The organism is Frigidibacter sp. MR17.24 (genome assembly GCF_037095655.1).
GTDB lineage: Bacteria > Pseudomonadota > Alphaproteobacteria > Rhodobacterales > Rhodobacteraceae > Frigidibacter.
The window spans coordinates 1-24,836 of sequence record NZ_JBAWKE010000003.1; the positions used below are offsets into that span (position 1 = coordinate 1).

Sequence of the window (24,836 nt, forward strand, 5' to 3'; positions counted from 1 at the left end):
GACGTCGATCTGGCGATCGGCGGCTCGGGTGGCGGTGATCTCGACCCGAGTGACACGGATCTTGCGTTGGATCTGGGACCGATCGACGCCGAGGTTCCGCTCGATGCTGCGGAGGTGCTGATCGACGATGCCGACCTGACGCTTGATGTCGACGGACTGCTCGATCTCTCGGGCGACGCGCTGTTCGCCGAGACGACCGCCGACACGTTCTCCAGCACGGATGCGTCGGCGGATCTGTGGGCGATGACCACGGACACGGCCAGCAGCACCACGGTGAGCAGCAGCAGCGTGACGGCCATGCCGTTGCCAGAGGCCGACGTGTCGGTCGGCATAAGCCTGGTTGCGGTAAGTTCGACGGTCAAACTCAGCGGCTGGGGCTCTCACTCCCTGTTTTGACGAGAGGCCGAGGTCGCCCAGGTGAAGATGAAGCGCACTCCGTTGGTCTTGGCCACGCTTTCCATCGTTGTGCTTGAATTGGTCGTGCCAGTGACCGTGCGGCAAGTCTACGACACCTTCATCCCGAACCAGTCGCTCGACTCGCTTCGGGTGATGGCTGGCGCGGCGGTGCTGGCGCTGGCGCTGGATGCCGTCCTGCGTTGGTCGCGGGCGGCGCTGCACGGTTGGCAGGGGGCAAGCGATGCCCACCGTGCGGGGTGCCGGACGATGCAGACGCTGCTTGCCGGCGGTGTCGAGCCCGGACGGGCGAGCATCGGTGGCAAGCTCGCGCTGCTCAGCCTCGTGCGCGGGATGCACGGGGCGGGTGCCGGGCAGGGGGCGATGACCCTGGCAGAGCTGACGATCCTGCCACTGGTGCTGGTGCTGATCGCCCTGATCGCCGGCCGGCTGGTCTTGGTCACGCTGGGGCTGATCGCGCTGTTCGGCCTTTTCACTCTGGTGGCCGGCAGCAGGCTTCACCGCGCCCGCGAGGAACGCCAGCTCAGCGATACCGCGCGCATGGATTTCATGGTCGAGACGCTTGGCGCCGGGCAGACGGTCAAGGCGCTGTCGGCCGAACGGATCCTGTCGGGGCGGCACGCCGAGCGGAAGTTCGAAAGCACCGTCGCACAGTACCAGGTCAGCTCTCGCCAGACGCTGATCGCGGATCTGACGCAAAGCTTCGGCACGGTGATGATCTTTGCCGTCATCCTCTACGGGGCGCTGCTCGCCCTTCAGGGCCGGATTTCGGTCGGCGCGATGGTGGCGTCGATCATCCTGTCGGGCAGGGCGACGCCGCCGCTGCAGAAGGCGCTGGCGGTGTTGCATCGCCAGCAGGCGCTGCGGATCGAGCGGGCGGAGGTCGGGCGGCTTCTGGATGCCGCGCCCCCGCCCGAGCCGCTGGCGGCGGCGGATTGCCCGGCCAACACGGGCCAGCTCGCGCTGGAATCGGTGGTGATCGTCGAGCAGGGCGCCCGCGATCCGCGCCACGCGACCCTGCTTGAGCGCACGAGCCTGGTCTTTCCAGAGCGCGACATCAGCCTGATCGACGGCGCAACCCATGGCGAGTTCGCGCAATTCTTCGCGACGCTCTGCGCGCTCAGCCCGCCCGAGGAGGGGCAGGTGATGTTGAATGGCGCCGATATCGCCCGGCTGCCGCCGGACCGGCGCGCGGCCCAGATCGGCTATTTGCGGCCCGAGACCGTCCTCTATCGCGGCACGATCATGGACAACCTGTCGCGCTTCGGCCAGGTGCCGGTGTCGGACCTGATGTTCGTCGCGCACCAGCTGCGGCTTGACGAGGATTTGCGCGCGCTGCCGCAGGGGTTCGACACGACGCTGCGCGGGGACGGCGGCGATCCGGTGCCGCCCGGCCTGCGCCAGCGCATCGCGCTGGCCCGGGCGCTGGCGTCGCGGCCGCGGGTGATCCTGTTCAACCATGCCGATACCGGTCTCGACCGGCGCAGCTATACGGCGCTTTACGACCTGTTCGCACGCCTGCGCGGGCAGGCGACGGTCCTGATTGCCAGCGACGACCCGACGATCAGGGCCCTCGCGCATCACCGCTTCGTGCTGCAGGGCCGGCAGCTGACCAAGGACGCGGCGGTTGCGCGGCGCGGGCCCGGCGTGATGCCCTATCGCGAGTTCCGGCTGTGATGCGCGCCGTTGCCACTGTGCCGGCGCGTGCTGCCGTGGCCGCGGGCGATGCCCCGCCGGCACGCGCGGCCGAGGCGCCGTCTCAGCTTGCGGACGCGGCGGCGCGGCTGCTGCAGGCCCGGCTGAAGGCCGCAGCCTGGAGCGTCGCGCCCGGGGACGAGCCGCTGGCGCTGTGCTTTTGCCTGCTCATCGGTCGGCTGGATCCGCTGATCGCGCCCCGAAGCATCGCCGCGGTGCTGCGCGGGGCGGAAACCGGCCGCTTCGACGAGATGACGCTGATCAACGCGATGGCGCGGCTTGGTTTCCGCTACCTGCGGCTGCGGGCGGCGCGGCCGGTTGAGCTTGACCCCCGCCTGCTGCCGGCGCTGGTGCGCGGGCCCGCCGGCGGCTGGTCCGTCTGCCACGAGGATCGCGGGGTGCGCCGGCTTTACGACGGGACCGACGGCAGCTACCTGCCGCCCGCCGAACTGGATCGCCGCTCCGAGGTGCTGATCTTCTCGCGCATCCGGGACGAGGATCTCGACACGTCGAAGGCCCGTCGCGACAGCTCGCGGCTCAGCTGGTTCCAGGTCGTTCTGCGCCGCTTCCTGCCGCACATGCGCGCGATGCTGGCGCTGGGGATCGGGCTGAACCTCTTGTCGCTGATGGTGCCCGCGCTGATCCTGATCGTGCATGCCGAGGTCATCGACAGCGGCGACGGCCGGCCGCTGGCCTACCTGACGCTCGGCGCGGCGCTGCTGGTCGGGATCGAGATCTTCCTGCGCCGCCTGCGCTCGCGCTTCGCGATCTGGATGATGGCGCGGCTCGACTACCTCGTGGGGGTGGCCAGCTTCGACAAGCTGCTCGGCCTCTCGGCGGGCCAGCTTGGCGTGGCGGGGATCTCGTCGCAGATCGCGCGGATCAAGACCTTCGAGGCGGTGCGCGATTTCCTGTGCGGCCCGTTGCTGGTCTCGGCGATGGAACTGCCGATGACGGTGCTGGCGGTGGGGTTGCTGATCTGGCTCGGCGGGGTGATCGTGCTGCCGGCACTCGCCGCGATCGTCGTGCTGCTGGCGGTGATCTTCGCCGCGCAACGCGCCGCCGGCGTGCGGATCCGCGAGGCGGCGGTCGAAAGCTCGCGGATGCAGCAGTTCACCCTCGACACCTTCGCCAAGCTGGACGCGATCCGGCTGGACGGGCTGGCGGACAAGTGGCTCGACCGGTTCCGCGAGCTGTCGGGGCGCGAGCAGATGGCGGCGCTGCGCATGAGCCGCATCGGCGCCGGGGCCGAGATCGTCGCGCATCTGGTGCTGGGCCTGTCGACGATCGCCACGCTTTATGTCGGCGCGACGCATATCTGGGCCGGCGCCATGGGGCCCGGCGCGCTCATCGCGTCGGTGATGCTGCAGATCCGGGCGCTCAGCCCTTTGCATGCCGTGGTCGGCATGGTGCCGCGGCTCGAGCAGCTGAAGAATGCCGTGATCCAGATCGACCGCCTGATGGAGATGGAGGAGGAAGACCCGGTCTCGGGCCCGCGGACGACGGCGATGGTCAAGCTTGGCGGGCAGATCACGCTGGTCAACATCGCGCTGCGCTACGGGCCGAAGGCGCCGATGATCTTCTCGGGTCTCAACCTCGAGATCGCGCAGGGCGAGACCATCGCCATCACCGGGCCGAACGGCAGCGGCAAGTCGAGCCTTCTGAAACTTCCGCTCAGCCTGGTCGTGCCGCAGTTCGGGGCGGTCCGCATCGGCGGCTTCGACATCCGCCAGCTGAACCCGGCCGAGCTGCGCGAGCAGGTGGCCTATTACCCGCAATATGTCGACCTGTTCAGCGGGACGCTGGCCGAGAACCTGCGGCTCGCGATGCCGATCGCGCGCAACCGCGACCTCGAGGAGGCGCTTGAGGCGGCCGGGGCGATGCCGGCGGTGCGGGCGATGCCCGGCGGGCTCGAGACCCATATCGACCCGGTGCGGATCGCCGCGACCATGCCGCTTCTGCGCGAGCGGATCGGGCTGGCGCGGGCGTTGCTGCGTGACGGTCAGATCCTGCTGATCGACGAGCGTCCGACGATGCTGCTGCTCTCGGGGCTGGATGCCGACATCGCCCGCGCGATCGAGGAACGGGCTGGGCGGCGCACGACCCTGTTCGTCAGCTATCGCACCGATTTCCTGCGCCGTGCCGATCGCGTGATCGCCCTGTTCGGCGACGGGCGGGCGCAGGTGGGGACGCTCGACAAGATCATGAGGAAGATGTGAGCATCCGGTCGCACCAATTCCAGGCAGGGCCCGCGGGCGATGCCGCGGTCCCCGGACGCGACCCGGCGGTCGCACCCGGCGCGACGGCACTCCCGGCCCCGGCATTGCTTGCCTCGGCGCCGGGGTCGGCGGGCGAGGTGGTGATTCCGGCCGGGCTGCTGCCGGAGGGGCTGCTGACGGACGACCTGCTGACGAGCGCGGCGCCGGACGGGACCCGCGCGCAGCGATCGGTTCCGGCGGCGCGGGGGGGGCAGACCGCGCCGAAGGAGCTGATCGAGGCGACGCCGCCCCTCGTCAGGCTGCCGCGGTTCCGCCAGATCGTGCGCGAGGCGCACATGCGCCACCTCGCCGAGAGCATCCGCCTCGAGGAGCGCCCCGAAAGCCTGAGCCTGCGCCTCACGATCTGGGGCATCACCCTGTCGCTGGTGCTGGTCCTGCTCTGGGCCGCCTTCGCCCGGCTGCCGGAGACGGCGCGCGGCGTCGGACAGATCATGCCGCGCAGCTACGAGCGCGAACTCGTCCACCGCGAGGCGGGGCGGGTCGTCGCCCTGCCGGTGCATGACGGCCAGCCGGTCCTGGCAGGCGAGGTGATCGCGCGGCTCGACGACGATGCCCAGCAGGCGGATCTGCGGATCGCCCGCCGCAACCGCTTGTCGCTTCAACTCAAGCTCGAGCGGCTGTCGGCCTTCGTCGAGGATCGCCCGCCGGGCTTCGTCGGGGGCGACGCCCCCGGCGCCGGTCCCGGGGCGGCCGGCGGGCCGACCGCGGAGACGGCCGTCGAAGGCGCCGCGGACGGCGCCGAATATGCCGAGGCCCGGCGCGACTGGCAGGCGATGGTCGCGGCCTACGAGGATCAGAAGCGGATCATCACCGACCAGCTTGCCAAGAACGAGCGCGACCTCGAGATCGTCGAGCGCCAGATCGCGGCCCAGCGGACCGAGCTTGCGGCCGCGCGCGACCTGCTGGCACGCCGCGAGACGCTCTATGACCGCGACCTCGTGCCTTACCCCGTGTTCCTGCAGTCGCGCCAGGCGGCCGATACCGCGGCGGCGGATCTCGACGTGTTGGTGTCGCAGCGCGCGCGCACGCTTGATGCGCGCAGCGAGCTGTCGGGGCGCCTGTCGTCGGTGACGAGCGACCGGTATGCCGTGGCTCGCCAGGAGATGGAGCAGGTGCGCGCGGACCTCGCCGAAAACGCGGTGCTGGTCGGCGCCCTGTCGGCGGCCGTCGACCGGCGGCTGATCCGGGCACCGATCCCCGGCGCGGTGAAATTCCCCGAGCGGCTGGCCGTTGGCGATTACGTCGCGGCGGGCGAGCCGATCGGCCATGTGGTGCCGACGGGGGACGAGCTTGTGGCGCGGATCCGGATCCCGGTCCGGCAGATCGCCAACATCCACCCGGGGCACCGGGTGACGCTGAAGGTCACAGCGCTGGATTTCGTGCGCTACGGCAAGTTGCAGGGAGAGCTTGTCAGCCTGTCGCCCTCGGCGCTGATCGGCGAGGACGGCGCGGCCTATTACGCGGGCGAGGTGGCGCTGGCGGCGGATCACCTGCGCTACGCCGGCAGCGACTATCCGCTCATCCCCGGCATGGCGGTGCAGGCCGAGCTGATTAACGGATCCGGAACCGTTCTCCAGTATCTGTTCCGGCCGGTGAAGGAGGCTGTCCAGGGCGCGTTCCACGAGGGTTGAGGCCCTTGCGCGATGCGCGCGGCCACATGAGGTGACCCTGTCCGGCAGTCGGGCAGGGGCGGCGCGACGGGGTATGCGCGATGATGGAAGCCCGACGGCCCGCATTCGCGCGCCATGCCAAGATCCTTGCCATCGACGACGACCCGGTCGCGCTGATGGTGATCCAGGCCTTGCTGAAACGGCTGGGCTACGACGCCGAATCCGCCCCGAACGGCGAGGTCGCGCTGGACATGCTTGTCGGCGACTACCGCCCCGAGGCGATCCTCGTCGACCGCGAGATGCCCGGGATGAACGGCGTGAGCTTCGTGCGCGAACTCAAGCGCGACCGCGGCCTGTCGCAGATCCCGGTGATCATGGTCACCGGCTCGGACGATCCGGAAGAGGTGCGCGAGGGCCTGGATGCCGGCGTCTTCTACTATCTCCAGAAACCCGCCGACGTCGGCATCCTCGCCTCGGTCCTGGCCGCGGCGCTGCGGCAGGCGGACCAGACCCGCCAGCTTGAGACCGGCGAACGCTCGACCACCGGGTTCGATCTGGCCGAGGCCGCCAAGTGGCGCTTTCGCACCCTGCACGAGGCGCTCGCGCTTGCAGGGTTCATCGCCAACTACTTTCCGGACCCCGACCGCAGCGTCGACGGGATCGCGGCGCTGCTGTCCAATGCCGTCGAGCACGGCATCTGCGAGATCGGGTTCGAGGCCAAGGGCCGCCTGCTCGAGGACGGCCGGCTGGACCAGGAGATCCGCGAGCGGCTGCTCGCGCGGGCCGACCGCTCGGCCACGGTCGCGGTGCAGCGCCGCGACGACGGGGTGCTGATGATCGTCGACGACCCCGGCAAGGGCTTCGACTGGAAGGACTACATGACGATCGAGATGTCGCGCTCGTCGGCCTCGCATGGGCGCGGCATCGCGCGGGCGCGGGCCACGGCCTTCGACGAGATCCGCTATAATCCGGCCGGCAATCGCGTGGCGGCCCTGATGCGCAAGGACGCGACCTTTGGATGGTGACATGATCCCGGACCGGCCCACCGTGCCGTCCCCCCGCCCGATCGACATCCTCGATCCGGTCGAGTCAGGCAATGCTCCCGGCCGGCGGAGCGTTCCGCTCCTCGCGACCGCGATGATCGCCACCTTCGTGCTGGCGCTGGTGCTGGACTACCTGCTCTTGCGCAACGACTACCTGCATTACCTCGACCAGCAGGACCAGGTCTTCGAGGCGGCACTGAGCGGCTCCTTCGGCAGCTCTCTCGAGGAACCCGTCCACAACCTCAGGGCCCTGCAGGCGCTGTTCAACTCGGTGGAGCAGGTCGATCCGGGCGAACTGTCGGAATTCGCCGCGACGGTGATCGGCCGCGGGGTGGACGTCGCCAACAACTACGGCTGGATCCCGGTCGATCCCACCGCGCCGCTGAGCATGATCAGCGACAATTCGCGGACCCGCAAATTCGCCCGCTCGGAGCTGTCCTATGCGCATCTCGAGCTTTTGCGCCAGCTCGAGACAGGCGGGTCCCCGGACGCGATGATCCTGCGCGGGGGGCTGGTGCCCGGGCAGGCGACCAACACCGATCTCGTCACCGTGCTGCGCCCGATCCTGCGCGGCGGCCCCGCGGCACAGTACCGGGGCGCCTTGTTCGTGACCTACAGCATGCGCCGCCTGCTGCTGTTTGCCAACACCGCGCCGGAGCTCTGGGTTACCAAGATCGAGCTTCATGACAATGCCACCGCGCAGACCGTGTTCCAGCGTGCGCCGCATCCGGATTTCGGTCGCAGCATCGTCACGAAAATCGACGAGGGGCCGATCCATCTGGACATCACCGCGCAGACCGACACGCTGCACTTCTGGGGCTTCGTCGTGGAACGCAAGTCCGCCAACCAGATCCTGCTGATGGCCGGCGTCGCCCTTTTGGCGAGTTCCGCGTTCCTGAACCTGCGCCAGATCCGGCTCAGCCGCCAGGCCGAGCGCGCCTCGACCTCGGCCAACTACCAGAAATCGCGCTTCCTCGCGACGATGAGCCACGAGATGCGAACGCCGCTCAACGGCATCATTGGCATGTCCGACCTGCTGCTCGACACCGATCTCACCGGCGAACAGCGGCGCAACCTGATGACGCTCGGCCAGTCCGCCGAAAGCCTGCTTGCCCTGATCAACCAGATCCTCGACTTCTCGAAGATCGAGGCCCGCGAGGTCGTCCTCGACAGCAAGCTCGTCGATCTGGGCAGCGTGGTGGCGAATGTCGCGAACGCGGTCGGCATCCTCGCGTCGGACAAGAAGGTCGAGCTGGTGACGATCCTGCCGATGCAGGTCAGCGTGCAGGTCATGGTCGATGACATGAAGCTGCGCCAGGTGCTGACCAACCTGCTGTCGAACGCGATCAAGTTCACCCGCGAGGGCAGCGTCACGCTGCGCGTCGATCTGGTCGAGAAGGCCGCGGACGAGACCGCGCTGTTCCGCTTCAGCGTCGAGGATACCGGCATCGGCATCCCGCCGGAACGGCTCAAGACCATCTTCGACCCGTTCGAGCAGGGGGAAAGCTCGACATCGCGCAATTTCGGCGGCACCGGGCTGGGGCTGACGATCACGCGCGAGCTGCTGTGGGCGATGGGAAGCGAGATCCGCGCCCGCTCGACCCCCGGCATGGGCTCGATCTTTTCGTTCGAGCTTCGGCTCGAGGCGGATACCCACACCCAGTTGCTGCGCAAGGAGCGCTGCATCGTCGGCATCCAGAACACCCTCGTGGTGATGCCGGACACGCCGCGCCGCATCGCGGCGCTGGTCGCGCTGGAGTCGGCCGGTGGTCAGGCGGTGGCCGCCAGCGACAGCGCCGATGCGCTGATCCATATCGAGGCGGCCCTGCAAAGGCTTGACCCGATCGACCTGATCCTCGCCGGCGACGCGGCGATCGCCAGTGAATTGCAGGCCTACTTCAAGGGCCGCAGCGAGCTTGCGCGGGTCAAGATCGGCATCCTGCGCTCGTCGATCCTCGGGGCCGAGCCCCTTTCCCGCGAGGAACTCGGGGCGGCCTCCTTCGTGATCCCGTCGCCGCACAGTGCCGTCAGCGTCACCCGTGCCGTGGCCCAGGCCTTCCACCACCGGGTCTATTCCGGGATGACCGGCGACCCCGAGGCGCCGCCGAAGCGCGAAACGCGGGTGACCTTCAAGGGCGTGCGGGTCCTGCTGGTGGACGATGACAAGGTGAACCAGCTGTACGGGATCGCGCTGCTCAAGAAGCTTGGTTGCGTCGTGGGCACCGCCTGGGACGGGCGCGAGGCGATCGAGACCTTCGGATCCGGCGCCGACTGGGACGTGATCCTGATGGACTGCCAGATGCCGGGCCTCGACGGGTTCGGAGCCACCCGCGAATTGCGGGCGATGATGGCCGCGGGACGGGCGCGCCGGGTGCCGATCGTGGCGCTGACCGCGAATGCGCAGAAGGGCGACCGCGAAGCCTGTCTCGAGGCCGGCATGGATGCCTTCCTGTCCAAACCGGTGCGGCAGGCCGAGATCGTCGCGCAGCTGGGCGACCTGCTGCCGCTGAGCGCGGCGCACGAGGCGGTCGAGCGTCCGGCCACAGAGCCGTCGCGGGCCGAGCGTGCCCGCGGTGCGGCGGCGGTGGCGACCCAGGGCGCCAAGGTCCCGCCGGACGACGCCGGGCGCGAGGTTTCCCCCGCTGGCGGGGCGCCGGTCGCAGGCCCGGCGGTCGAAGGCAAAGCGGGCGGAGGCTCGGCGGTGGGAGGCAAGGCGGCCGAGGTGCCGCCGCTCGAGGGGCCACCGATCAGGGCCGTGACGCTCGCGGCCGTGCCCGACCCGGTTTCGCAAGACCCGGCGCCGCTGTCCGATGCGCCGTCGCCTGCGGTGACACCGGCCGCCGCGGACGGCGGGCGCGATCCGCTCACCGGGGCCGAGCCGCTGCACATCGTTGTAAGCCGTCCTGCCGCCCTGTCGGGAACCCTGCCAGAAGGGTTGGAGCGACCTCCCGAGGCACAAGCGCCGCGGGCAGGGGACGGGCGCCCTGCGGCACCGGCCGAGGCGGAACCCGCCTATCGCCCCGCGGCAGAGATCCTGTCGGTGCCGGTGATGCAGGAGACCAAGGAACTGCTCGGCGAGGGGTTCGGTGTCCTGCTGCAAACCTTCATCGGCGGCACGCCCGAACAGCTGACCGCGATGGATTTCGACATCGACGCGCGGCAGTACGAACAGGTGCGCCGCACGGCGCACACGCTCAAAAGTTCGTCGAAGATGGTCGGCGCGATGGCCATGGCCGAGGCCGCCGAGAAACTCGAGGCCGAGGTGCGCAAGACCGAGCCGTCGGAGCGCGCGGCGGTGACCTATGCCCATGCGCTGCGGGCTGCGTTCAACGGCTATGTCGACATCCTGCGCGGCGCGGCGCGCCAGCGGCGCAGTGCATGAGGGGGTCCATGACCATGCTCGCCTTCCGATCCGGGCTGCCTGTCCCGCGGCCCCTCCTCCTGGTGCTGGCGCTTGCGCTGGCGGCGCCGGCCGCCAACCCGGGGGCGGCGCAATCGGTCTCTCCGGCCGAGGTGCCGGTCGCGGTGATCGTCAACGACCCCTCGAACGCGTTCTGGTTCACGGAAGGGGTCCTTGCCAAGCGGGCGGCGCAGCGGCTTGGCTATCAGGTCACCGTCTACGCCCATTCCGGCGACGTCATCACCGAGCGCGACCTGATCCGCCGGGCGATCGACAACGACGCCGTGGCGGTGCTTCTGGACCCGGCGCATCGCCTGAACTCGCGGGACGCGGTGCAGACGGCGATGGACCAGGGGGTCAGGGTGCTGGTTCTGAACGCGCCGATCGAGCGTGGCATGACGGCGGGGCAGTTCGGGGCCGACAACCTCTCCTGCGCCCGGCGCTCGGCCGCGGCCTTCGCGCGTCTCATGGGGGACACGGGGCGATACGTTCAGCTCGACGGACCGACGCGCGATGCCAATGCCACGCTTCGGGCGCAGGGCTTCGCGTCGGTGCTGGACAGCCGGCCCGGCCTCGAGCGGGTCAGGTCGATCAACGGCCAGTGGAGCCGCGAGACGAGCTATACCGAGCTGAAGGCGCTGGTGGCGGAAGGGGTGCGGTTCGACGGCATCATCGCGGCAAACGACGAGATGGCGCTCGGAGCGCTCGAGGCGGTCCGCGACGAGATCTGGGCGAAGGACCTGGTGATCGGCGGCTTCGACGGATCGCCCGACGCGCTGCGCGCAATCGAGCTCGGGACGCTGAGCTATACGGTGGTGCAGCCTCTTGAAGAGCTGACGAGCGCGGCTGTGGCGGAAATGGATCGGCAGGTTCGGGGCCTTGACGGCGGCGGGTATCGCAACGATCTGCGGCTGTTCGGCTGCGACCTGGTCGAGACGGAGCCGCACTGACCGGCGACGGCGGCGCCCATGCGGTGTGGCCGACCCCGATCCCGCGGCACGACACCCGAAGCCGGCGCGCCGCGGAGCGGGCCGGGTCAGGACGGCTGCGGATCGGCGAGTCTGTCTGCCGGCGCGTTCCGGCGACGGGCGGTTTCATCGACGATGGCCGTGTAGTGATGGGGTAGCCGCATGGTGAGCAGGTCCTTCCGCCGCACGACGGTCGTGGGGTAGGGCGAGGCTGCAAGCTGCGTCAGGTCGATGTCGAGCGTGCACAGGTCCGGGCCTGTCAGCACCGGGCTTTCGTGGCGCGGGAACGAGAAGGTGTCGGGCCCGAAGATCCCGCTTTCCCCCGGCAGGTCGCGCCCGGGATCGCAGAGATTGGCGAGCGCGAGGTAAAGATTGTTCTCGCCGGCACGGCAGCGGAAGGCGTGCCAGTGGAACGGGTCCGCGCCGCGCGGGATCGGCGCGTTGTGCGGGATCGCGGTGCCGGCATGGGCGCCGGTGAACCCGCGCGGCAGGTTCGCGGGGCAGGCGATGACATCGCAGCCCTCGATCGCGAGCACGCGCGCCGCCTCGGGCTGCAGCGCGTCGTGACCGCAGAGCAGCCCCAGGCGGCCGAAGGGGAGGTCGAACACGGCCCAGTCCTGCCCGGCCGTCGCCCAGGTTCGATCCGTGGTGGACAGGTGGATCTTGCGGTAGCTGCCAAGCCGCCCCTCGGGGCCCGAGAGCACCAGGCTGTTGAAGCACCGCGCGCCGTCGGTTTCGGCAAATCCCGCCACGATGTGAAGCCGCCGGCGCATGGCGATGGCGGTGAAGGCCGCGACGAGCGGCCCGTCGACGGAATGCGCCCGCGCCGCGGGGTCCCGGTCGCCGGTGAGCGACAGCTCGGGCAGGACCAGCAGCTTTGCCCCCTGCGCCACGGCGGCGTCGGCGATCCGCTCGATTTCGGCAAGGTTGCGCGCGGGGTCATCGGTCGGCGTGAACTGTGCCACGGCCAGCGTCGCCGGGCCGCCGGCGGGGATCGGCTGGTGCCCGTAAAGCTGGAAGAAGTCGCGGGCGTTCCAGGTGAAGCTGTTCGTCATCAGCGTCTTGTAAAGATCGGGGCGCCGGGTGTCGAAGACGGGTTCGCCCAGCACCAGCCGCGACCGCGAGAGGGCGGGATCGACCTGCGCCGCGACGATGCCGTCGCCGGCGTCGATCTGCGCCACGACCTCGCCCCCGGGCGCGATCACGCAGCTTCCGCCCGAGAATTGCACCGTGCGCTCCAGCCCCCAGCGGTTTGCCTCGATCACGTAGCAGCCGTTCTCGAAGGCGCGGTTGATCCAGTAGGGGGCGGGGGCTCGCTCGGCCAGCCAGTTCGAGACGTGGCAGATCACGTCGGCGCCATCGAGCGCCTCGACCCGCGCGGTCTCGAAGAAATGCAGGTCCATGCAGATCAGGATGGCGATCCGCCCGAGCGCGGTTTCGAAGACCTGGTGGCCGAGATCGCCGGAGGCCGCCCATTTCGGCTCCGCGATGTAGGGATGGGTTTTGCGATGGGTGCCGATCACGCCCGCGGGCCCGATCAGCACCGCGCTGTTGTAATAGAGCCCGGTCGCCGGATCGACCTCGGGCATGCCGATGACGATATGCGCATCGTGCCGGGCCGCGAGCGCGGCGAAGCGGTCGGTCGTGGGGCCGGGAATGGTCTCGACCTCGGGGGCGACCTCGGCGCGGCTGAACCAGCAGTAGCCGGTCGTGCCCATCTCGGGCGTGACGATCAGCTTGGCCCCGTCCCGCGCCGCGGTCTCGCACAGCGCGAGCAGCCGGCAGATGTTCTCTTCCTTGCGGAACATGGTCGGCTCGAACTGGATCGCAGCAGCCGTGAAGGCGGGGGGAGTGGTCATGGGTGGCCTCGTGCGCGCGGTGTTCCCGGCAATTCACTTGCCGTTTGAATAGTTGAATGTGACACAAAGCGCATGGCCGACCGTGCAATGCAAGTCCCAAGATCGACCGGATGGCGCGATTGCCATCAGCCGCTTTGCCGCGATTTCGGCGCCGATTCTGGGATGTCGCCGGCATTTTCGCCCATGATGTGGGCATGTCGCGCCATTTCAGCCGAGAAAGAAGGCAGAAACCCGCGCATGGAAAACAATGATTAATAGATATTTGCGTTTTCAAGTAATCCGCGTCTGATCAGGGAAACTTTCAGACAGGGACCTGCCATGACACTGATCAGCCGCCGCCGACTCCTGCAAAGCACCGGCACTGCCGCCGCCCTCACGCTTGCCGCCCCGCTCGTCGCCCGCGCGGCCGGCGACACCATCAAGGTCGGCGGGCTGCACGACCTGTCCGGCGCGCTCGACGCGGTCGGCGTGCCGATGAACCAGGTCTTCCAGATGGCGATCAAGGAGATCAACGAGGCGGGCGGCCTGCTGGGCAAGCAGGTCGAGGCCGTCGTCTACGATCCGCAGTCTAACATGTCGCTTTATTCGCAATACGCCACGCAGATGGCGCTGAAGGATCGCGTCGACGTGGTCATGGGCGGCATCACCTCGGCCTCGCGCGAGACGATCCGCCCGATCTTCCACCGCTATGACACGTTCTACTTCTACAACACCCAGTACGAAGGCGGCGTCTGCGACCGCAACGAGATCACGCTGGGCACAACCCCCGCCCAGACCGTCGCGCGGCTGATCCCTTACGGGATGAAGCTTTACGGCAAGAAGGTCTACACGATCGCGGCCGACTACAACTATGGCCACATCACCGCCGCATGGGTGAAGCGCTATGTCGAGGAGAACGGCGGCGAGGTCATCGAGACCGAGTTCTTCCCGCTCGACGTGGCCCAGTTCGGCTCGACCATCTCGAAAATCCAGGGCGCGAAGCCGGACTTCGTGCTGTCGGCGCTGGTCGGCACCTCGCACCTGGGCTTCTACCGCCAGTGGGCGGCTGCGGGCATGAAGGCGCAGATCCCGGTGATGTCGACCGTTCTGGGCGCCGGCGGGTCGGACCAGCTGATCCTGACCGCCGAGGAAGGCAACGGCATCACCGCCTCGTTCGGCTATTTCGAAGGCATCGACAACCCGACCAACAAGGCGTTCCTGGAAAAGGTCGCCGCGGAATATCCCGACAAGAACTGGGTGATGTCCGAGATCTCGGAAGTGACCTACGAGGGCATGATGATCTGGGCCGACGCCGTGCGCGAGGCCGGGTCGACCAAGCGCGACGCGCTTCTCGAGGTGCTGACCTCGGGCAAGGCCTACGACCTGCCGGCGGGCAAGGTGAAGATCGATCCCAAGACCCAGCACGCCGTGCGCGACGTCTACATCGCCGAGCTGAAGGACCAGGTCTTCGAGATCAAGGAAAGCTTCCCCGACAGCCCGCCGACCGACACCCAGATGGTCTGCGACCTGATCGCCAATCCGAAGTCGAACCAGCACTTCGAAATCAGCCTCTGAGGCTGCGCGCGGGAGACGGGCATGGATTATGCACTCGTAGTGGCGCTTGAGATGGTGCGTGCGATCGCGTGGCTGGTGCTGCTGTCGGCAGGGCTGGCAATCATCTTCGGCATGATGCGCATCATCAACTTCGCCCATGGCGAATTCCTGATGCTGGGCGGATACACGGTGGTCATCTCGACGGGCCACGGCGTCAACGAATGGGTGGCCATGCTCGTCCTCGCGCCGATCGTGGTCGGCATCTTCGGCGTGCTGGTGGAGAGGCTGGTGATCCAGCGGCTCTACGGCCGGATCCTCGACAGCCTGCTGGCGACCTGGGGGCTGTCGATGCTGATGATCGGCGGGGTCACGATGATCTTCGGCAACTCCGTCACCGGGGTCGCCACGCCGCTTGGCGGCATGGCGATCGGCGCCTACCAGGTGCCGCGCTACAACTTCGTGCTGATCATCGCGGCGGCGCTGCTGCTGGTGGCGATCTGGGCGGTGCTGAAATTCACCAAGGCCGGGCTGATCGCCCGCGCCACGATGCAGAACCCCGACATGGCCGAGACGCTGGGGATCCGCACCCGCTGGGTCTACATGCTGACTTTCGGCATCGGCTCGGCGATCACCGGCCTCGCGGGGGCGCTGCTGGCGCCGCTGACGGGCGTGGTGCCGACGATGGGGGTGAACTTCATCGCGCAAAGCTTCATCACCGTCATCACCGGCGGAGCGGCGGTCATCACCGGCACCCTGTCGGCGGCGACGCTTCTGGGCACGATCAGCCAGGGCACGACCTTCCTGAGCGGCCCGGTCTACGGCGATGCCGCGCTTCTGGTCGCGGCGCTGGTCCTGCTGCGGCTGCTGCCGCAGGGCATCACCGGCCGCATTTTCAAACGTTCGATCTGAGGAAGCAGGGACATGGAAAAACCCGTCACCCGCGATCCCGGCTTCTACATCATGCTGGCGATCGGACTGGCCGTGATGTTCATAGCCCCGGTCTGGCTTGACCTGTTCACGATCATGCAGATCACCCAATACGTCGTGCTGGCGGTCTTCGCGCTGTCGCTGGGCTATATCTGGGGCTTCGGCGGGATCCTGAGCTTCGGCCAAGCCGCGTTCTTCGGCCTGGGCGCCTATACCTTCGCCGTGGCCTCGATCAACATCGGCGAGACGACGATCCCGCTGATCCTCGCCTTCGTGATCCCGACGATCTTCGGGGCGGCGCTTGGCTATTTCATGTTCTACGGCCGCCTGTCCGACGTCTATCTCGGCGTGGTGACGCTGGTGGTGGCGCTGATCTTCTGGAAGCTGATCAACCACACCGCCGGCCCCGAATACTCGATCGGCGAGGCGCGCCTGGGCGGGTTCAACGGCATCCCCTCGATCCCGACGCTGAACATCCCCGGCGAGCCCGACGCCTGGCTGGACCCCGCGCAGATGTTCCAGGTGTTCATGGGCATCCTGATCGTGATCTACGTGGCGCTGCGGCTGCTCATCGCGTCGGACTTCGGCCGGGTATCGATCGGGATCCGCGAGAACGAGACCCGGGCCGCGCTGCTGGGCTATGACGTGCGGCGCCAGAAGGTGATCGTCTTCGCGATCGGCGCGGGCATCGCGGGCCTCGCCGGGGCGATGTGGGCGACCTACCAGGCCTTCATCGATCCGAACGCCTTCTCGATGGAGATGTCGGCCAAGGCGCTGGTCTGGGTCATGGCGGGCGGTGTCGGCACGCTGGTCGGCCCGATCATCGGCTGCATCGTGCTGCAATGGCTGACGCTGAAGCTGGGGACGATGGCGCTCCTGAACTCGATCGCGGTGCTGGGCGGGATCATGATGCTGCTGGTGCTGATCCTGCCCAAGGGCATCGTGCCGACGCTGAAGATGCTGGCGATCAACGGCTGGACGCTGTGGCGCCAGGGCAAGATCGGCGGCGCGGTCGCGAAGAAGGCGGTGAAACATGACTGACGCACCCCTCTACAGCATTCTCGAGACCCGGGGCCTGACCATGCGCTTCGGCGGGGTCACCGCGGTCGACAACGTCGACTTCCGCCTCCGCGACGGCGAGCTGCGCTGCCTTCTGGGGCCGAACGGGGCGGGGAAATCCACCTTCTTCAAGTGCCTGACCGGGCAGCTGACGCCCTCGTCCGGCACCGTGATCTTCGACGAGCAGGAGATCACCGGCTGGCACACCCACCAGATCGTCAACCTCGGCGTCGGCATCAAGACGCAGGTCCCGAACGTGTTCGACGGGATCAGCGCCTATGAGAACGTCCGCCTGTCGGCGCGGCGCAAGCACATCCCCTCGGTCGCCAAGGACCTGACCCACCACACGATGGAGCGGTGCGGCATCACCCATCTGGCCAGGCGCGACGTCGGGCTTCTGAGCCACGGCCAGCGCCAGCTGGTGGAACTGGCGATGGTGCTGGCGGGCGAGCCGCGGCTGATCCTGCTGGACGAGCCGGCCGCCGGCATGACCGGCGAGGAGCGCGACCGGCTGGCGGGCCTCGTGCTCGAGGCCGCGCGCTCGGCCGCGGTGGTCGTGGTCGAGCACGACATGGCCTTCATCCGCCAGATCGCGAAGTTCGTCACCGTGTTCAACCGCGGCGCCATCTTCCGCGAGGCGATGATCGCCGACATCATGCAGGACCGCGAGGTCCAGGAGATCTATCTGGGGAAACAGGCCAATGTTGCTTGACGTCACCGGGCTGACGGCGGCCTACGGCCTCGTGCCCGCGCTGCACCGCGTCGATTTCCACGTCCAGCCGGGCGAGGTCGTCGGCATCCTGGGGCACAACGGGATGGGCAAGACCACCCTCATGCGCTCGATCATGGGCTTCGTGAAGGTCACGGGCGGCGACATCCGTTTCGAGGGGCAGTCGATCCTGGGCATGTCGGTCAACGCGCGCGCGCGCATCGGGATCGGCCTGGTGCCGCAGGGGCGGCAGATCTTCCCCAACCTGTCGGTCGAGGAGAACCTGAAGGTCGGCATCCCCGGCAATGCGAAGGTGATGGCCGAGACCAGCGAGGAGATGCTGGAGCTGTTCCCGCGGCTCAAGCGCCTGCTCGATCGCCGCGGCGGTGCCCTGTCGGGGGGCGAGCAGCAGCTGCTGGCGCTGGCGCGCTGCCTGTGCCGGCGCCCGAAGCTGATGCTGCTCGACGAGCCGACCGAAGGCATCCAGCCCTCGATCATCGACGAGATCGCCGAGACGCTGAATGCCCTGACCCGGACCCGCGACATCACCATCGTCCTAGTCGAGCAGAACCTCGACTTCATCGCCAGCCTCTCGCAGCGGGTCTACGCGATCTCGAACGGGGTGCTGGACCGCCAGATCCCGCGCGAACAGCTGACCGACAGCCGCGCCGTCAGCGAATTCATGGGCTTCGTCGCCTGACCCCAGATGCCCACGGCCCCGCGGGGCCGGGGCCCGCAACCCGTTTTCCGCCGCGCCGCAGCCCGTCGCCCGATCTCTCGGGCGCTACCGGGACCGGCATGCGCCCCTTCACGACAGGACAGACCATGGCAGTGAAACTTCCCACCGATGCGCAACTCGGCGATGTCGCCGAACGACTGGGCTTCCACCTCGACGATGCCGCCATCGCGTCGTTCAAGGGCCTGATGTCGGCCTATGTCGACAGCTACAATGCCGTCGACCTGATGCCCGACGCGCTGCCCGAGGTCACCTATCCGCGCACCCCCGGCGTGCGCCCGGCCCCCGCCGACAACCCGCTGAACGCCTGGTACGTCAAATCCACCGTCGCCGGGTCGGGCAGCGGCAAGCTTGCCGGCAAGACCGTGGTGCTGAAGGACAACGTCATGCTGGCCGGGGTGCCGATGATGAACGGCTCCTCGACGCTGGAAGGCTACGTGCCCGATGTCGACGCGACGATCGTGACCCGCATGCTCGACGCCGGGGCGACGATCGTGGGCAAGGCCCATTGCGAATGCTTCTGCATGTCGGGCGGCAGCCACACCGGCGCGCAGGGCCCGGTGCTGAACCCGCATGACCCGACGCGCTCGGCCGGCGGCTCGTCCTCGGGCTCGGCCGCGCTGGTGGCGGCGGGCGAGGTCGACATGGCCATCGGCGGCGACCAGGGCGGCTCGATCCGCATGCCCTCGGCCTTCTGCGGCACCGTCGGCATGAAGCCGACCCATGGCCTCGTGCCCTATACCGGCGTCGTGCCGATCGAGATCTACATCGACCACACCGGCCCGATGACGGCGACCGTGGCCGACAACGCCCTGATGCTCGAGGTGCTGGCCGGTCCCGACGGGTTCGACAGCCGCCAGTTCGACTGCACCGTCACCCCCTACACCCCCGCGATCGGCAAGGACGTGTCGGGGATGAAGGTCGCGATCCTGACCGAGGGGTTCGGCCATCCCCAGTCGATGCCCGAGGTCGACGCCAAGGTCCGGGCCGCGGCCGATCGGCTGGCGGGTCTGGGCGTGACGGTCGAGGAGGTGTCGATCCCGATGCACCTCGACGCGATGCACATCTGGGCGCCGATCGGGCTGCAGGGTCTGACGCAGACGATGATGCTGGGCGATGGCTACGGCACCTCGCGCCAGGATCTCTACGTGACCAGCTTCATGGATTTCCACCGTGGCTGGCGCAACCGCGCCGACGAGCTGTCCGAGACGCTGAAGCTTGCGATGCTGTTCGCGCAGTTCGCCGACGACGTGCACGGCAAGCGGTTCTACGGCAAGGCGGTGAACCTCAGCCTGAAGCTGCGGGCGGCCTATGACGCGGTGCTGTCGGGATATGACGCGCTGCTGATGCCGACGGTGCCGATGGTCGCGACCAAGCTGCCCGCGCCCGGCGCCCCGCGCGAAGAGATCGTGGCGCGCGCCTTCGACATGCTGCCCAACACCGCGCCCTTCGACATCTCGCACCACCCCGCGCTGACCGTGCCCTGCGGCTTGGTCGAGGATCTGCCGGTCGGCCTGCAACTGGTGGGCAAGCTGTGGGACGAGGCGACGCTTTACGCGCTGGGCGCGGCCTTCGAGGCCTCCGGCGACTGGAAGACGTTCTGAGGCCGCGCGCTGTGGACATGACACCCGACGAGGCGCCGCTGATGCTGACGGCCGTGCTGGGGCAGGCGGATGACGCCCCCTGGCACGACCGGCTGCACGCGATGGAGCATCTGGGCCAGCTCGAGGTGCTGGCGATCCCCGAGGCCGAGGCCGCGCGCAAGCGGCTTCGGCTGCGCACCGACCGCGGGCGCGACTGCGCGGTGGCGCTGCCGCGCGACCAGGCGCTGGTCGATGGCGCGGTGCTGCTGGCGCGCGAGGACCTGGCCATCGTGGTGCGGGTCGATGGCGGCGCGCGGCTGCGGCTGGTGCCCGAGACGGTCGACGACGCGCTGCGCCTTGGGCACTGGTGCGGCAACCTGCACTGGAAGGTCGTCTTCGGCAGCGGCGCGATGGAGGTGGTGATGGACGGCCCCGAGGCGCGCTATCGCGACCGGCTGCGCGACCTCGAGCCGCTCGCGCGCTTCACCATCGACGGCTGAGCGATGACCGACGCCCTGCGCCTGGCCCGGATGCTGCAATTCGCCGACAGCGCCTTCCCGGGCGGCGGCTTCGCCTTTTCCTGGGGGCTGGAGACGGCGCTGGCCGAGGGCACGGCGGACCGCCGCGACCTGCGGGCCTGGATCGCGCAGGACCTGCGCGGGCGCTGGCACCCGTTCGACCGGCTGGTGCTGGCGGGCGGCCACCGCCTTGCCGGCGCCGCGCTCGCCGACTGGGCGGCGACCGTCGACGCCCATGTGGCGCTCGAGCGGCAGCGTCAGGCCAGCCTGCAGTCGGGCGAGGCGCTGATCGCCGCCGCGCGGGCGATCGGGCTGCCCTGCGACCCGGTGATCGAGGCGCTGCGCGACCGCGGGCACGGCCATTTCGCGCTGGTGCACGGGCACCTGCTGCGCGGGGCCGGGCTCGACCTTGCGGCGGCGCTGGTGGTCTCTGCTTCGGGGGCGGCGCGGCAGGCGCTGTCGGTGGCGGTGCGGCTCAACGCCCTTGGCGCCATCGGCACCCAGCGCGAGCTGCTTGCGCTGCAGCCGCTGATCGCGGCGCTTGCCGGCGATCTTCCGGACGGGACCGAGCCCCTGTCCAGCTTCGCGCCGCTGGCCGAGATCGCGCTGATGCGCCCCCGGCCGGACCGGCTGTTCGTGAACTGACGCCCAGAGAGGACCGCCATGCACCTGACCCCGACCGAGGCCGAGCGGCTGACGATCTTCACCGCCGCCGAGCTGGCGCGGCGCTACCGCGCGCTGGGGATCCGGCTTGCGCATCCCGAGGCGGTCGCGCTGCTGGCCGATGAACTGCTGACCGTGGCCCGGCTGGGCTACGACCATCCCGCCATCGTCAGCCATGCGGGCACGATCCTGACCGCCGCCGATGTCGAACCCGGCGTCGCCCACCTGCTGCGCACCTTCTCGGTCGAGGTGTCGATGGCCGAGGGCACCAAGCTGGTGACGGTCTTCGACCCGATCGCCCCCGGACCCGACGACCCGGTGCCGGGCGAGGTGATCCCCGCCGAGGGCGAGATCGAGCTGAACGCCGGTCGCCCGCGCACCCGGCTGACGGTGCTGAACACCGGCGACCGCACGATCCAGGTGCGCAGCCACGCGCATTTCTTCGAGGTCAACCCGGCGCTGTCCTTCGACCGCGCCGCTGCCTACGGCCTGCGCCTCGACCGGCCGTCGGGCGGGGGCATGCGCTTCGACCCCGGGATCGAGAAGGAGGTCGACCTCGTGCCCTATGCCGGGCTGCGGCGCGTCCACGGCTTCGCGGGGCTGACCGGGGGCGATCTCGAGGCCGAGCGCGGCGCCGCGCTCGACCGGGCCAGGGCACGGGGGTACGTGGAATGAAGCTGTCACGACGCGACTACGCCGCGCTCTACGGCCCGACGACGGGCGACATGGTGCGGCTGGGCGACACCTCGCTTCTGGCCGAGATCGAGCGCGACCACGCCTGTTACGGCGACGAGCTGACGACCGGCGCGGGCAAGATCATGCGCGATGGCGAGGGCTTCCGCACCACCGGCACGCAGGCGGCGGGCGCGCTTGACATGGTGATCCAGAACGCGGTGATCATCGACGCGCTGCTGGGGATCGTGAAGGGCGACATCGGCATCCGCGACGGCCGGATCGTGGCGATCGGCAAGGCCGGCAACCCCGACATCATGGACGGGGTCCACCCCGAGCTGGTGACCGGGCCCAACACCACCGTCGTGCACGGCGACAACCATTTCGTCACCGCCGGCGCGATCGAGGCCCATGCCCATTTCCTGTCGCCCCAGCAGTGCTGGCACGCGCTGGCGGGCGGCACGACCACCATGATCGGCATGTCGCCGGGGCCGAATTTCGATGTCAGCTGCTCGGGGCCGAACGTGCTGGGCCGGCTGATCCAGGCCGCCGACGAATACCCGCTGAACTTCGGCTTTCTCGGGCGCGGGGCCTCGGACCCGGAGGCGGTGGCCGAAAGCGTTTCCGGCGGCGCGCTCGGTGTGAAGATCCACGAGGATTTCGGCGCCTCGCCGGCCGTTCTCGACGGCTCGCTCATTGCCGCGGACCGGGCCGATTTCTCGGTGCACCTGCACACCGACACGATCAACGAATTCGGCTTCTACCAGACGACGATGGAGGCGATCGCGGGCCGGTCGATCCACATGTACCACACCGAGGGCGCCGGCGGCGGCCACGCGCCCGACATCCTCGTCGTGAACGGCTGGCCGAACGTGCTGCCCTCGTCGACCAATCCCACGAACCCCTTCACGCTGCCCGCGCTCGAGGAAGGCGTGCCGATGACGATGCTCGCCCACATGATGAGCTTCGAGCTGATGGAGGACGTGGCCTTCGCCGAGGCGCGGATCCGCCCGCAGAGCATGGCGGCCGAAGACATGCTGCACGACATGGGCGCGATCTCGATCTTCGCGACCGACACCCAGGGAATGGGGCGGCTGGCCGAGAACGTCGCGAAATGCTGGCAGCTGGCCTCGGTGATGAAGGACCGCATCGGCCGCCTGCCAGAGGAGACGACCGCGCGCGCCGACAACCAGCGCATCCTGCGCTATGTCGCGAAATACACGATCAACCCGGCGATCGCGGCCGGGATCGACGACCACGTCGGATCGATCGGGCCGGGCAAGATGGCCGACATCGTGCTGTGGCCCTTCGCCTTCTTTGGTGCCAAGCCCGACCTCGTGATCAAGGGCGGGACCATCGTCTGGGCGACGATGGGCGACGGCAACGGCAGCTTCTCGGGCTCGCAGCCGCTGGTGCACCGCCCGATGTGGGGCGCGCTCGGCTCGGCCCGCCGCCACCTCGGGGTGACCTTCGTCAGCCGCCTTGCGATCGCGGCGGGAACCGAGGCGAAGCTGGGGGTGCAGAAGCGGTTCGTGCAGATCAAGTCGGTGCGGGCGCTTGGCAAGTCCGACATGGTGCGCAACGCGGCGCTGCCGAAGGTCGAGGTCGATCCGCAGACTTTCGCGGTGACCGCCGACGGCGTGCCGATGGTGGTGGAGCCGGCGCGCGAGGTGCCGCTGGCACGGAGGTATTTCCTGCGATGACGGCGGCACGGGTAGGGATCGGCGGTCCGGTCGGATCGGGCAAGACGGCGCTGATCGAGGCGATGCTCGGCCGGCTGGCCGAGCAGGGGATCGACACGGCGGTGATCACCAACGACCTCGTGACGGACGAGGATGCCGAGCGGCTGCGCCGCAGCGGCAAGCTCGATCCCGACCGGGTGCGGGCGGTGCAGGCGGGCGCCTGTCCTCACACCGTCATCCGCGAGGATCCGACGCTGAACATGGCCGCCGCCGACCGGCTGGAGCGCGACTATCCCGGGCTTGACCTGATCTTGCTGGAATCGGGGGGCGACAACCTCGCCTCGACCTTCTCGCCGGACCTCGTCGACTTCTGGATGTTCGTCATCGACGTCGCGGGGGGCGACGACATCCCGCGCAAGCGCGGGCCGGGGATCGTGCAGTCGAACCTGCTGGTGGTGAACAAGGCCGACCTCGCGCCCCATGTCGGCGTCGACGTCGCACGGATGCTGGACGAGGCGCGCGGCGTGCGCGCGGGGGCACCGGTGCTGCCGACGGTCTGCCGCACCGGCGAGGGGATCGACGCGGTGATCGCGCACCTGCGCCACGAGGTGCTGTTCAGGTGAACGCGCGTCCGACACCACCGGCCCGCGCCGCCACGCGGGCGGTGCCGGCCGAGCAGTTCCGTCTGGTCTGCGGCCCGATGCCCGATGGCGGGACCGGCATCCTCGAGCGGCACGTGGAATGGCCCTGGTCCTTCCCGCGCGGCTACCGCCGCGAGGGGCGGACCGGTCCGCTGACCGTCCTGCCGCAGACCGCGGGCGCGGCCCTGCTGCCCGGCGACGACTGGGGCCATGCGCTGCGGCTGGAGCCGGGGGCGCGGGTGCGGCTGGTCAGCGCCGGCGCGATGCTCGTGCATGCCACGCCGCGGGCGCAGCCCGACGCCCCGCCGGGCGCCGTCCGCTGGCGCATCGAGGTCGGTGCCGGGGCCGAGCTGCAGTTCGTGCCAGACCCCTACGTGCTGTCGCCGGGGGCGCGGATCCGCCAGACGCTGGATCTGACGGTGCGCGAGGGGGCGAGCGCGGTGGTGTTCGACGGCTTTTGCCGCCGCGGGCCCGGGGACGGGTCCACGGCCGAGGACACGGGCGGGTGGTGGTCGTCATGCCTGACCCTGCGCGATGCGGCGGGGCGGGTCGTGCTGACCGACAGCCAGCGCGCGGACGAGGGCCAGCTTGCCGCGCTGCGCCGGATGCCCGGGCGGCCGGCCGCCTTCGGCAGCGTCGTGCTGGTCGGCCCGGCCGCCCAGCGGGCCCGCTGGGCCGGCCTCTGGCCCGAGGGCGCGGTCGCGATGGCGCAGTGCCATGCCGCCTCGGGCGCGTTGCGGGGCGGGGCGGGACAGGTGCTGCGGATCGCGGCCGAAAGCGGCGGCGCGCTCGACCAGGCCTTCGCGACGATTGCCCGGGCGCTCGGGGCCGGCGGTTAGGGCGGA

At 69.5% G+C, this 24,836-nt stretch carries 20 protein-coding genes; 19 read left to right on the forward strand and 1 reads right to left on the reverse strand.

The genetic code is table 11. The annotated features are described in order from the left end of the window. The 7 genes from V8J39_RS12320 to V8J39_RS12350 form a co-directional block, all read left to right on the forward strand. Window positions 1–396, forward strand: a 396-nt coding sequence (locus V8J39_RS12320) for a hypothetical protein (protein ID WP_336461217.1), incomplete at its 5' end; no start/stop codon positions are given. Window positions 397–486: 90 nt separating this feature from the next. Next, window positions 487–2,091 carry an ABC transporter ATP-binding protein gene (locus tag V8J39_RS12325; RefSeq protein ID WP_336461218.1) on the forward strand — a complete coding sequence of 535 codons (1,605 nt, stop codon included), beginning with the start codon at window positions 487–489 and terminating at the stop codon, window positions 2,089–2,091. Beyond that, window positions 2,091–4,328 (forward strand): peptidase domain-containing ABC transporter, encoded by a 2,238-nt coding sequence (locus tag V8J39_RS12330; protein WP_336461219.1) that lies wholly within the window; start codon window positions 2,091–2,093, stop codon window positions 4,326–4,328. Before V8J39_RS12325 ends, V8J39_RS12330 begins: the two co-directional genes overlap by 1 nt. Before the next feature lie 137 nt (window positions 4,329–4,465). Beyond that, window positions 4,466–6,019 (forward strand): HlyD family type I secretion periplasmic adaptor subunit, encoded by a 1,554-nt coding sequence (locus tag V8J39_RS12335; protein ID WP_336461220.1) that lies wholly within the window; start codon window positions 4,466–4,468, stop codon window positions 6,017–6,019. A gap of 80 nt (window positions 6,020–6,099) precedes the next feature. Continuing rightward, entirely contained in the window at window positions 6,100–7,023 is a 924-nt protein-coding gene (locus V8J39_RS12340) for a response regulator (RefSeq protein WP_336461221.1), read from the forward strand. A 1-nt stretch (window position 7,024) separates the two neighbouring features. After that, complete coding sequence (locus V8J39_RS12345) at window positions 7,025–10,423, forward strand: ATP-binding protein (RefSeq protein ID WP_336461222.1); 3,399 nt, start codon at window positions 7,025–7,027, stop codon at window positions 10,421–10,423. A gap of 8 nt (window positions 10,424–10,431) precedes the next feature. Further along, window positions 10,432–11,391: a substrate-binding domain-containing protein gene (locus tag V8J39_RS12350; RefSeq protein WP_336461223.1), complete on the forward strand. Its 960-nt coding sequence runs from the start codon at window positions 10,432–10,434 to the stop codon at window positions 11,389–11,391. An 86-nt stretch (window positions 11,392–11,477) separates the two neighbouring features. On the opposite strand, the gene V8J39_RS12355 is transcribed toward V8J39_RS12350, so the two are convergent. After that, the gene (locus V8J39_RS12355; RefSeq protein ID WP_336461224.1) at window positions 11,478–13,268 is read right to left on the reverse strand and encodes a nitrilase-related carbon-nitrogen hydrolase; all 1,791 of its coding nucleotides are present in this window, start codon (window positions 13,266–13,268) and stop codon (window positions 11,478–11,480) included. 318 nt (window positions 13,269–13,586) lie between these two features. On the opposite strand from V8J39_RS12355, the gene V8J39_RS12360 reads away from it, so the two are divergent. The 12 genes from V8J39_RS12360 (at window position 13,587) to V8J39_RS12415 (ending at window position 24,830) form a co-directional block, all read left to right on the forward strand. Beyond that, window positions 13,587–14,822, forward strand: a complete 1,236-nt coding sequence (locus V8J39_RS12360) for an urea ABC transporter substrate-binding protein (protein WP_336461225.1) — start codon at window positions 13,587–13,589, stop codon at window positions 14,820–14,822. Between the two features lie 21 nt (window positions 14,823–14,843). Further along, the gene (locus tag V8J39_RS12365; RefSeq protein ID WP_336461226.1) at window positions 14,844–15,710 is read left to right on the forward strand and encodes a branched-chain amino acid ABC transporter permease; all 867 of its coding nucleotides are present in this window, start codon (window positions 14,844–14,846) and stop codon (window positions 15,708–15,710) included. Between the two features lie 12 nt (window positions 15,711–15,722). Further along, on the forward strand, window positions 15,723–16,769 hold the full coding sequence (locus tag V8J39_RS12370) for an ABC transporter permease subunit (protein ID WP_336461227.1): 1,047 nt from the start codon (window positions 15,723–15,725) through the stop codon (window positions 16,767–16,769). Next, the gene (locus tag V8J39_RS12375) at window positions 16,762–17,499 is read left to right on the forward strand and encodes an ABC transporter ATP-binding protein (RefSeq protein ID WP_336461228.1); all 738 of its coding nucleotides are present in this window, start codon (window positions 16,762–16,764) and stop codon (window positions 17,497–17,499) included. Before V8J39_RS12370 ends, V8J39_RS12375 begins: the two co-directional genes overlap by 8 nt. Then, complete coding sequence (locus tag V8J39_RS12380; protein WP_336461229.1) at window positions 17,489–18,196, forward strand: ABC transporter ATP-binding protein; 708 nt, start codon at window positions 17,489–17,491, stop codon at window positions 18,194–18,196. The genes V8J39_RS12375 and V8J39_RS12380 overlap by 11 nt, the downstream gene beginning before the upstream one ends. Before the next feature lie 125 nt (window positions 18,197–18,321). Beyond that, on the forward strand, window positions 18,322–19,836 hold the full coding sequence (locus tag V8J39_RS12385) for an amidase (RefSeq protein WP_336461230.1): 1,515 nt from the start codon (window positions 18,322–18,324) through the stop codon (window positions 19,834–19,836). Between the two features lie 17 nt (window positions 19,837–19,853). Next, window positions 19,854–20,315, forward strand: coding sequence for an urease accessory protein UreE (locus V8J39_RS12390; RefSeq protein WP_336461606.1), 462 nt, complete (start codon window positions 19,854–19,856; stop codon window positions 20,313–20,315). A 3-nt stretch (window positions 20,316–20,318) separates the two neighbouring features. Further along, window positions 20,319–20,978: an urease accessory protein UreF gene (locus V8J39_RS12395; RefSeq protein WP_336461231.1), complete on the forward strand. Its 660-nt coding sequence runs from the start codon at window positions 20,319–20,321 to the stop codon at window positions 20,976–20,978. 18 nt (window positions 20,979–20,996) lie between these two features. After that, window positions 20,997–21,671: an urease subunit beta gene (locus V8J39_RS12400; protein WP_336461232.1), complete on the forward strand. Its 675-nt coding sequence runs from the start codon at window positions 20,997–20,999 to the stop codon at window positions 21,669–21,671. Beyond that, complete coding sequence (gene ureC / locus V8J39_RS12405; protein WP_336461233.1) at window positions 21,668–23,371, forward strand: urease subunit alpha; 1,704 nt, start codon at window positions 21,668–21,670, stop codon at window positions 23,369–23,371. The genes V8J39_RS12400 and ureC overlap by 4 nt, the downstream gene beginning before the upstream one ends. Then, window positions 23,368–23,973 carry an urease accessory protein UreG gene (gene ureG / locus V8J39_RS12410; protein WP_336461234.1) on the forward strand — a complete coding sequence of 202 codons (606 nt, stop codon included), beginning with the start codon at window positions 23,368–23,370 and terminating at the stop codon, window positions 23,971–23,973. Before ureC ends, ureG begins: the two co-directional genes overlap by 4 nt. Then, window positions 23,970–24,830: an urease accessory protein UreD gene (locus V8J39_RS12415; RefSeq protein ID WP_336461235.1), complete on the forward strand. Its 861-nt coding sequence runs from the start codon at window positions 23,970–23,972 to the stop codon at window positions 24,828–24,830. The genes ureG and V8J39_RS12415 overlap by 4 nt, the downstream gene beginning before the upstream one ends. Window positions 24,831–24,836 lie beyond the last annotated feature (6 nt).

Excerpts from the sequence above, each read along its gene's own strand:
- V8J39_RS12370 (WP_336461227.1), top strand. The coding sequence starts at position 15,723 with ATGGAAAAACCCGTCACCCGCGATCCCGGCTTCTACATCATGCTGGCG.
- ureG (WP_336461234.1), top strand. The coding sequence starts at position 23,368 with ATGACGGCGGCACGGGTAGGGATCGGCGGTCCGGTCGGATCGGGCAAG.
- V8J39_RS12380 (WP_336461229.1), top strand. The coding sequence starts at position 17,489 with ATGTTGCTTGACGTCACCGGGCTGACGGCGGCCTACGGCCTCGTGCCC.
- V8J39_RS12395 (WP_336461231.1), top strand. The coding sequence starts at position 20,319 with ATGACCGACGCCCTGCGCCTGGCCCGGATGCTGCAATTCGCCGACAGC.
- V8J39_RS12400 (WP_336461232.1), top strand. The coding sequence starts at position 20,997 with ATGCACCTGACCCCGACCGAGGCCGAGCGGCTGACGATCTTCACCGCC.
- V8J39_RS12340 (WP_336461221.1), top strand. The coding sequence starts at position 6,100 with ATGATGGAAGCCCGACGGCCCGCATTCGCGCGCCATGCCAAGATCCTT.
- V8J39_RS12355 (WP_336461224.1), bottom strand. The coding sequence starts at position 13,268 with ATGACCACTCCCCCCGCCTTCACGGCTGCTGCGATCCAGTTCGAGCCG.
- V8J39_RS12330 (WP_336461219.1), top strand. The coding sequence starts at position 2,091 with ATGCGCGCCGTTGCCACTGTGCCGGCGCGTGCTGCCGTGGCCGCGGGC.
- V8J39_RS12385 (WP_336461230.1), top strand. The coding sequence starts at position 18,322 with ATGGCAGTGAAACTTCCCACCGATGCGCAACTCGGCGATGTCGCCGAA.
- ureC (WP_336461233.1), top strand. The coding sequence starts at position 21,668 with ATGAAGCTGTCACGACGCGACTACGCCGCGCTCTACGGCCCGACGACG.
- V8J39_RS12390 (WP_336461606.1), top strand. The coding sequence starts at position 19,854 with ATGACACCCGACGAGGCGCCGCTGATGCTGACGGCCGTGCTGGGGCAG.
- V8J39_RS12345 (WP_336461222.1), top strand. The coding sequence starts at position 7,025 with ATGATCCCGGACCGGCCCACCGTGCCGTCCCCCCGCCCGATCGACATC.
- V8J39_RS12365 (WP_336461226.1), top strand. The coding sequence starts at position 14,844 with ATGGATTATGCACTCGTAGTGGCGCTTGAGATGGTGCGTGCGATCGCG.
- V8J39_RS12350 (WP_336461223.1), top strand. The coding sequence starts at position 10,432 with ATGACCATGCTCGCCTTCCGATCCGGGCTGCCTGTCCCGCGGCCCCTC.
- V8J39_RS12360 (WP_336461225.1), top strand. The coding sequence starts at position 13,587 with ATGACACTGATCAGCCGCCGCCGACTCCTGCAAAGCACCGGCACTGCC.
- V8J39_RS12375 (WP_336461228.1), top strand. The coding sequence starts at position 16,762 with ATGACTGACGCACCCCTCTACAGCATTCTCGAGACCCGGGGCCTGACC.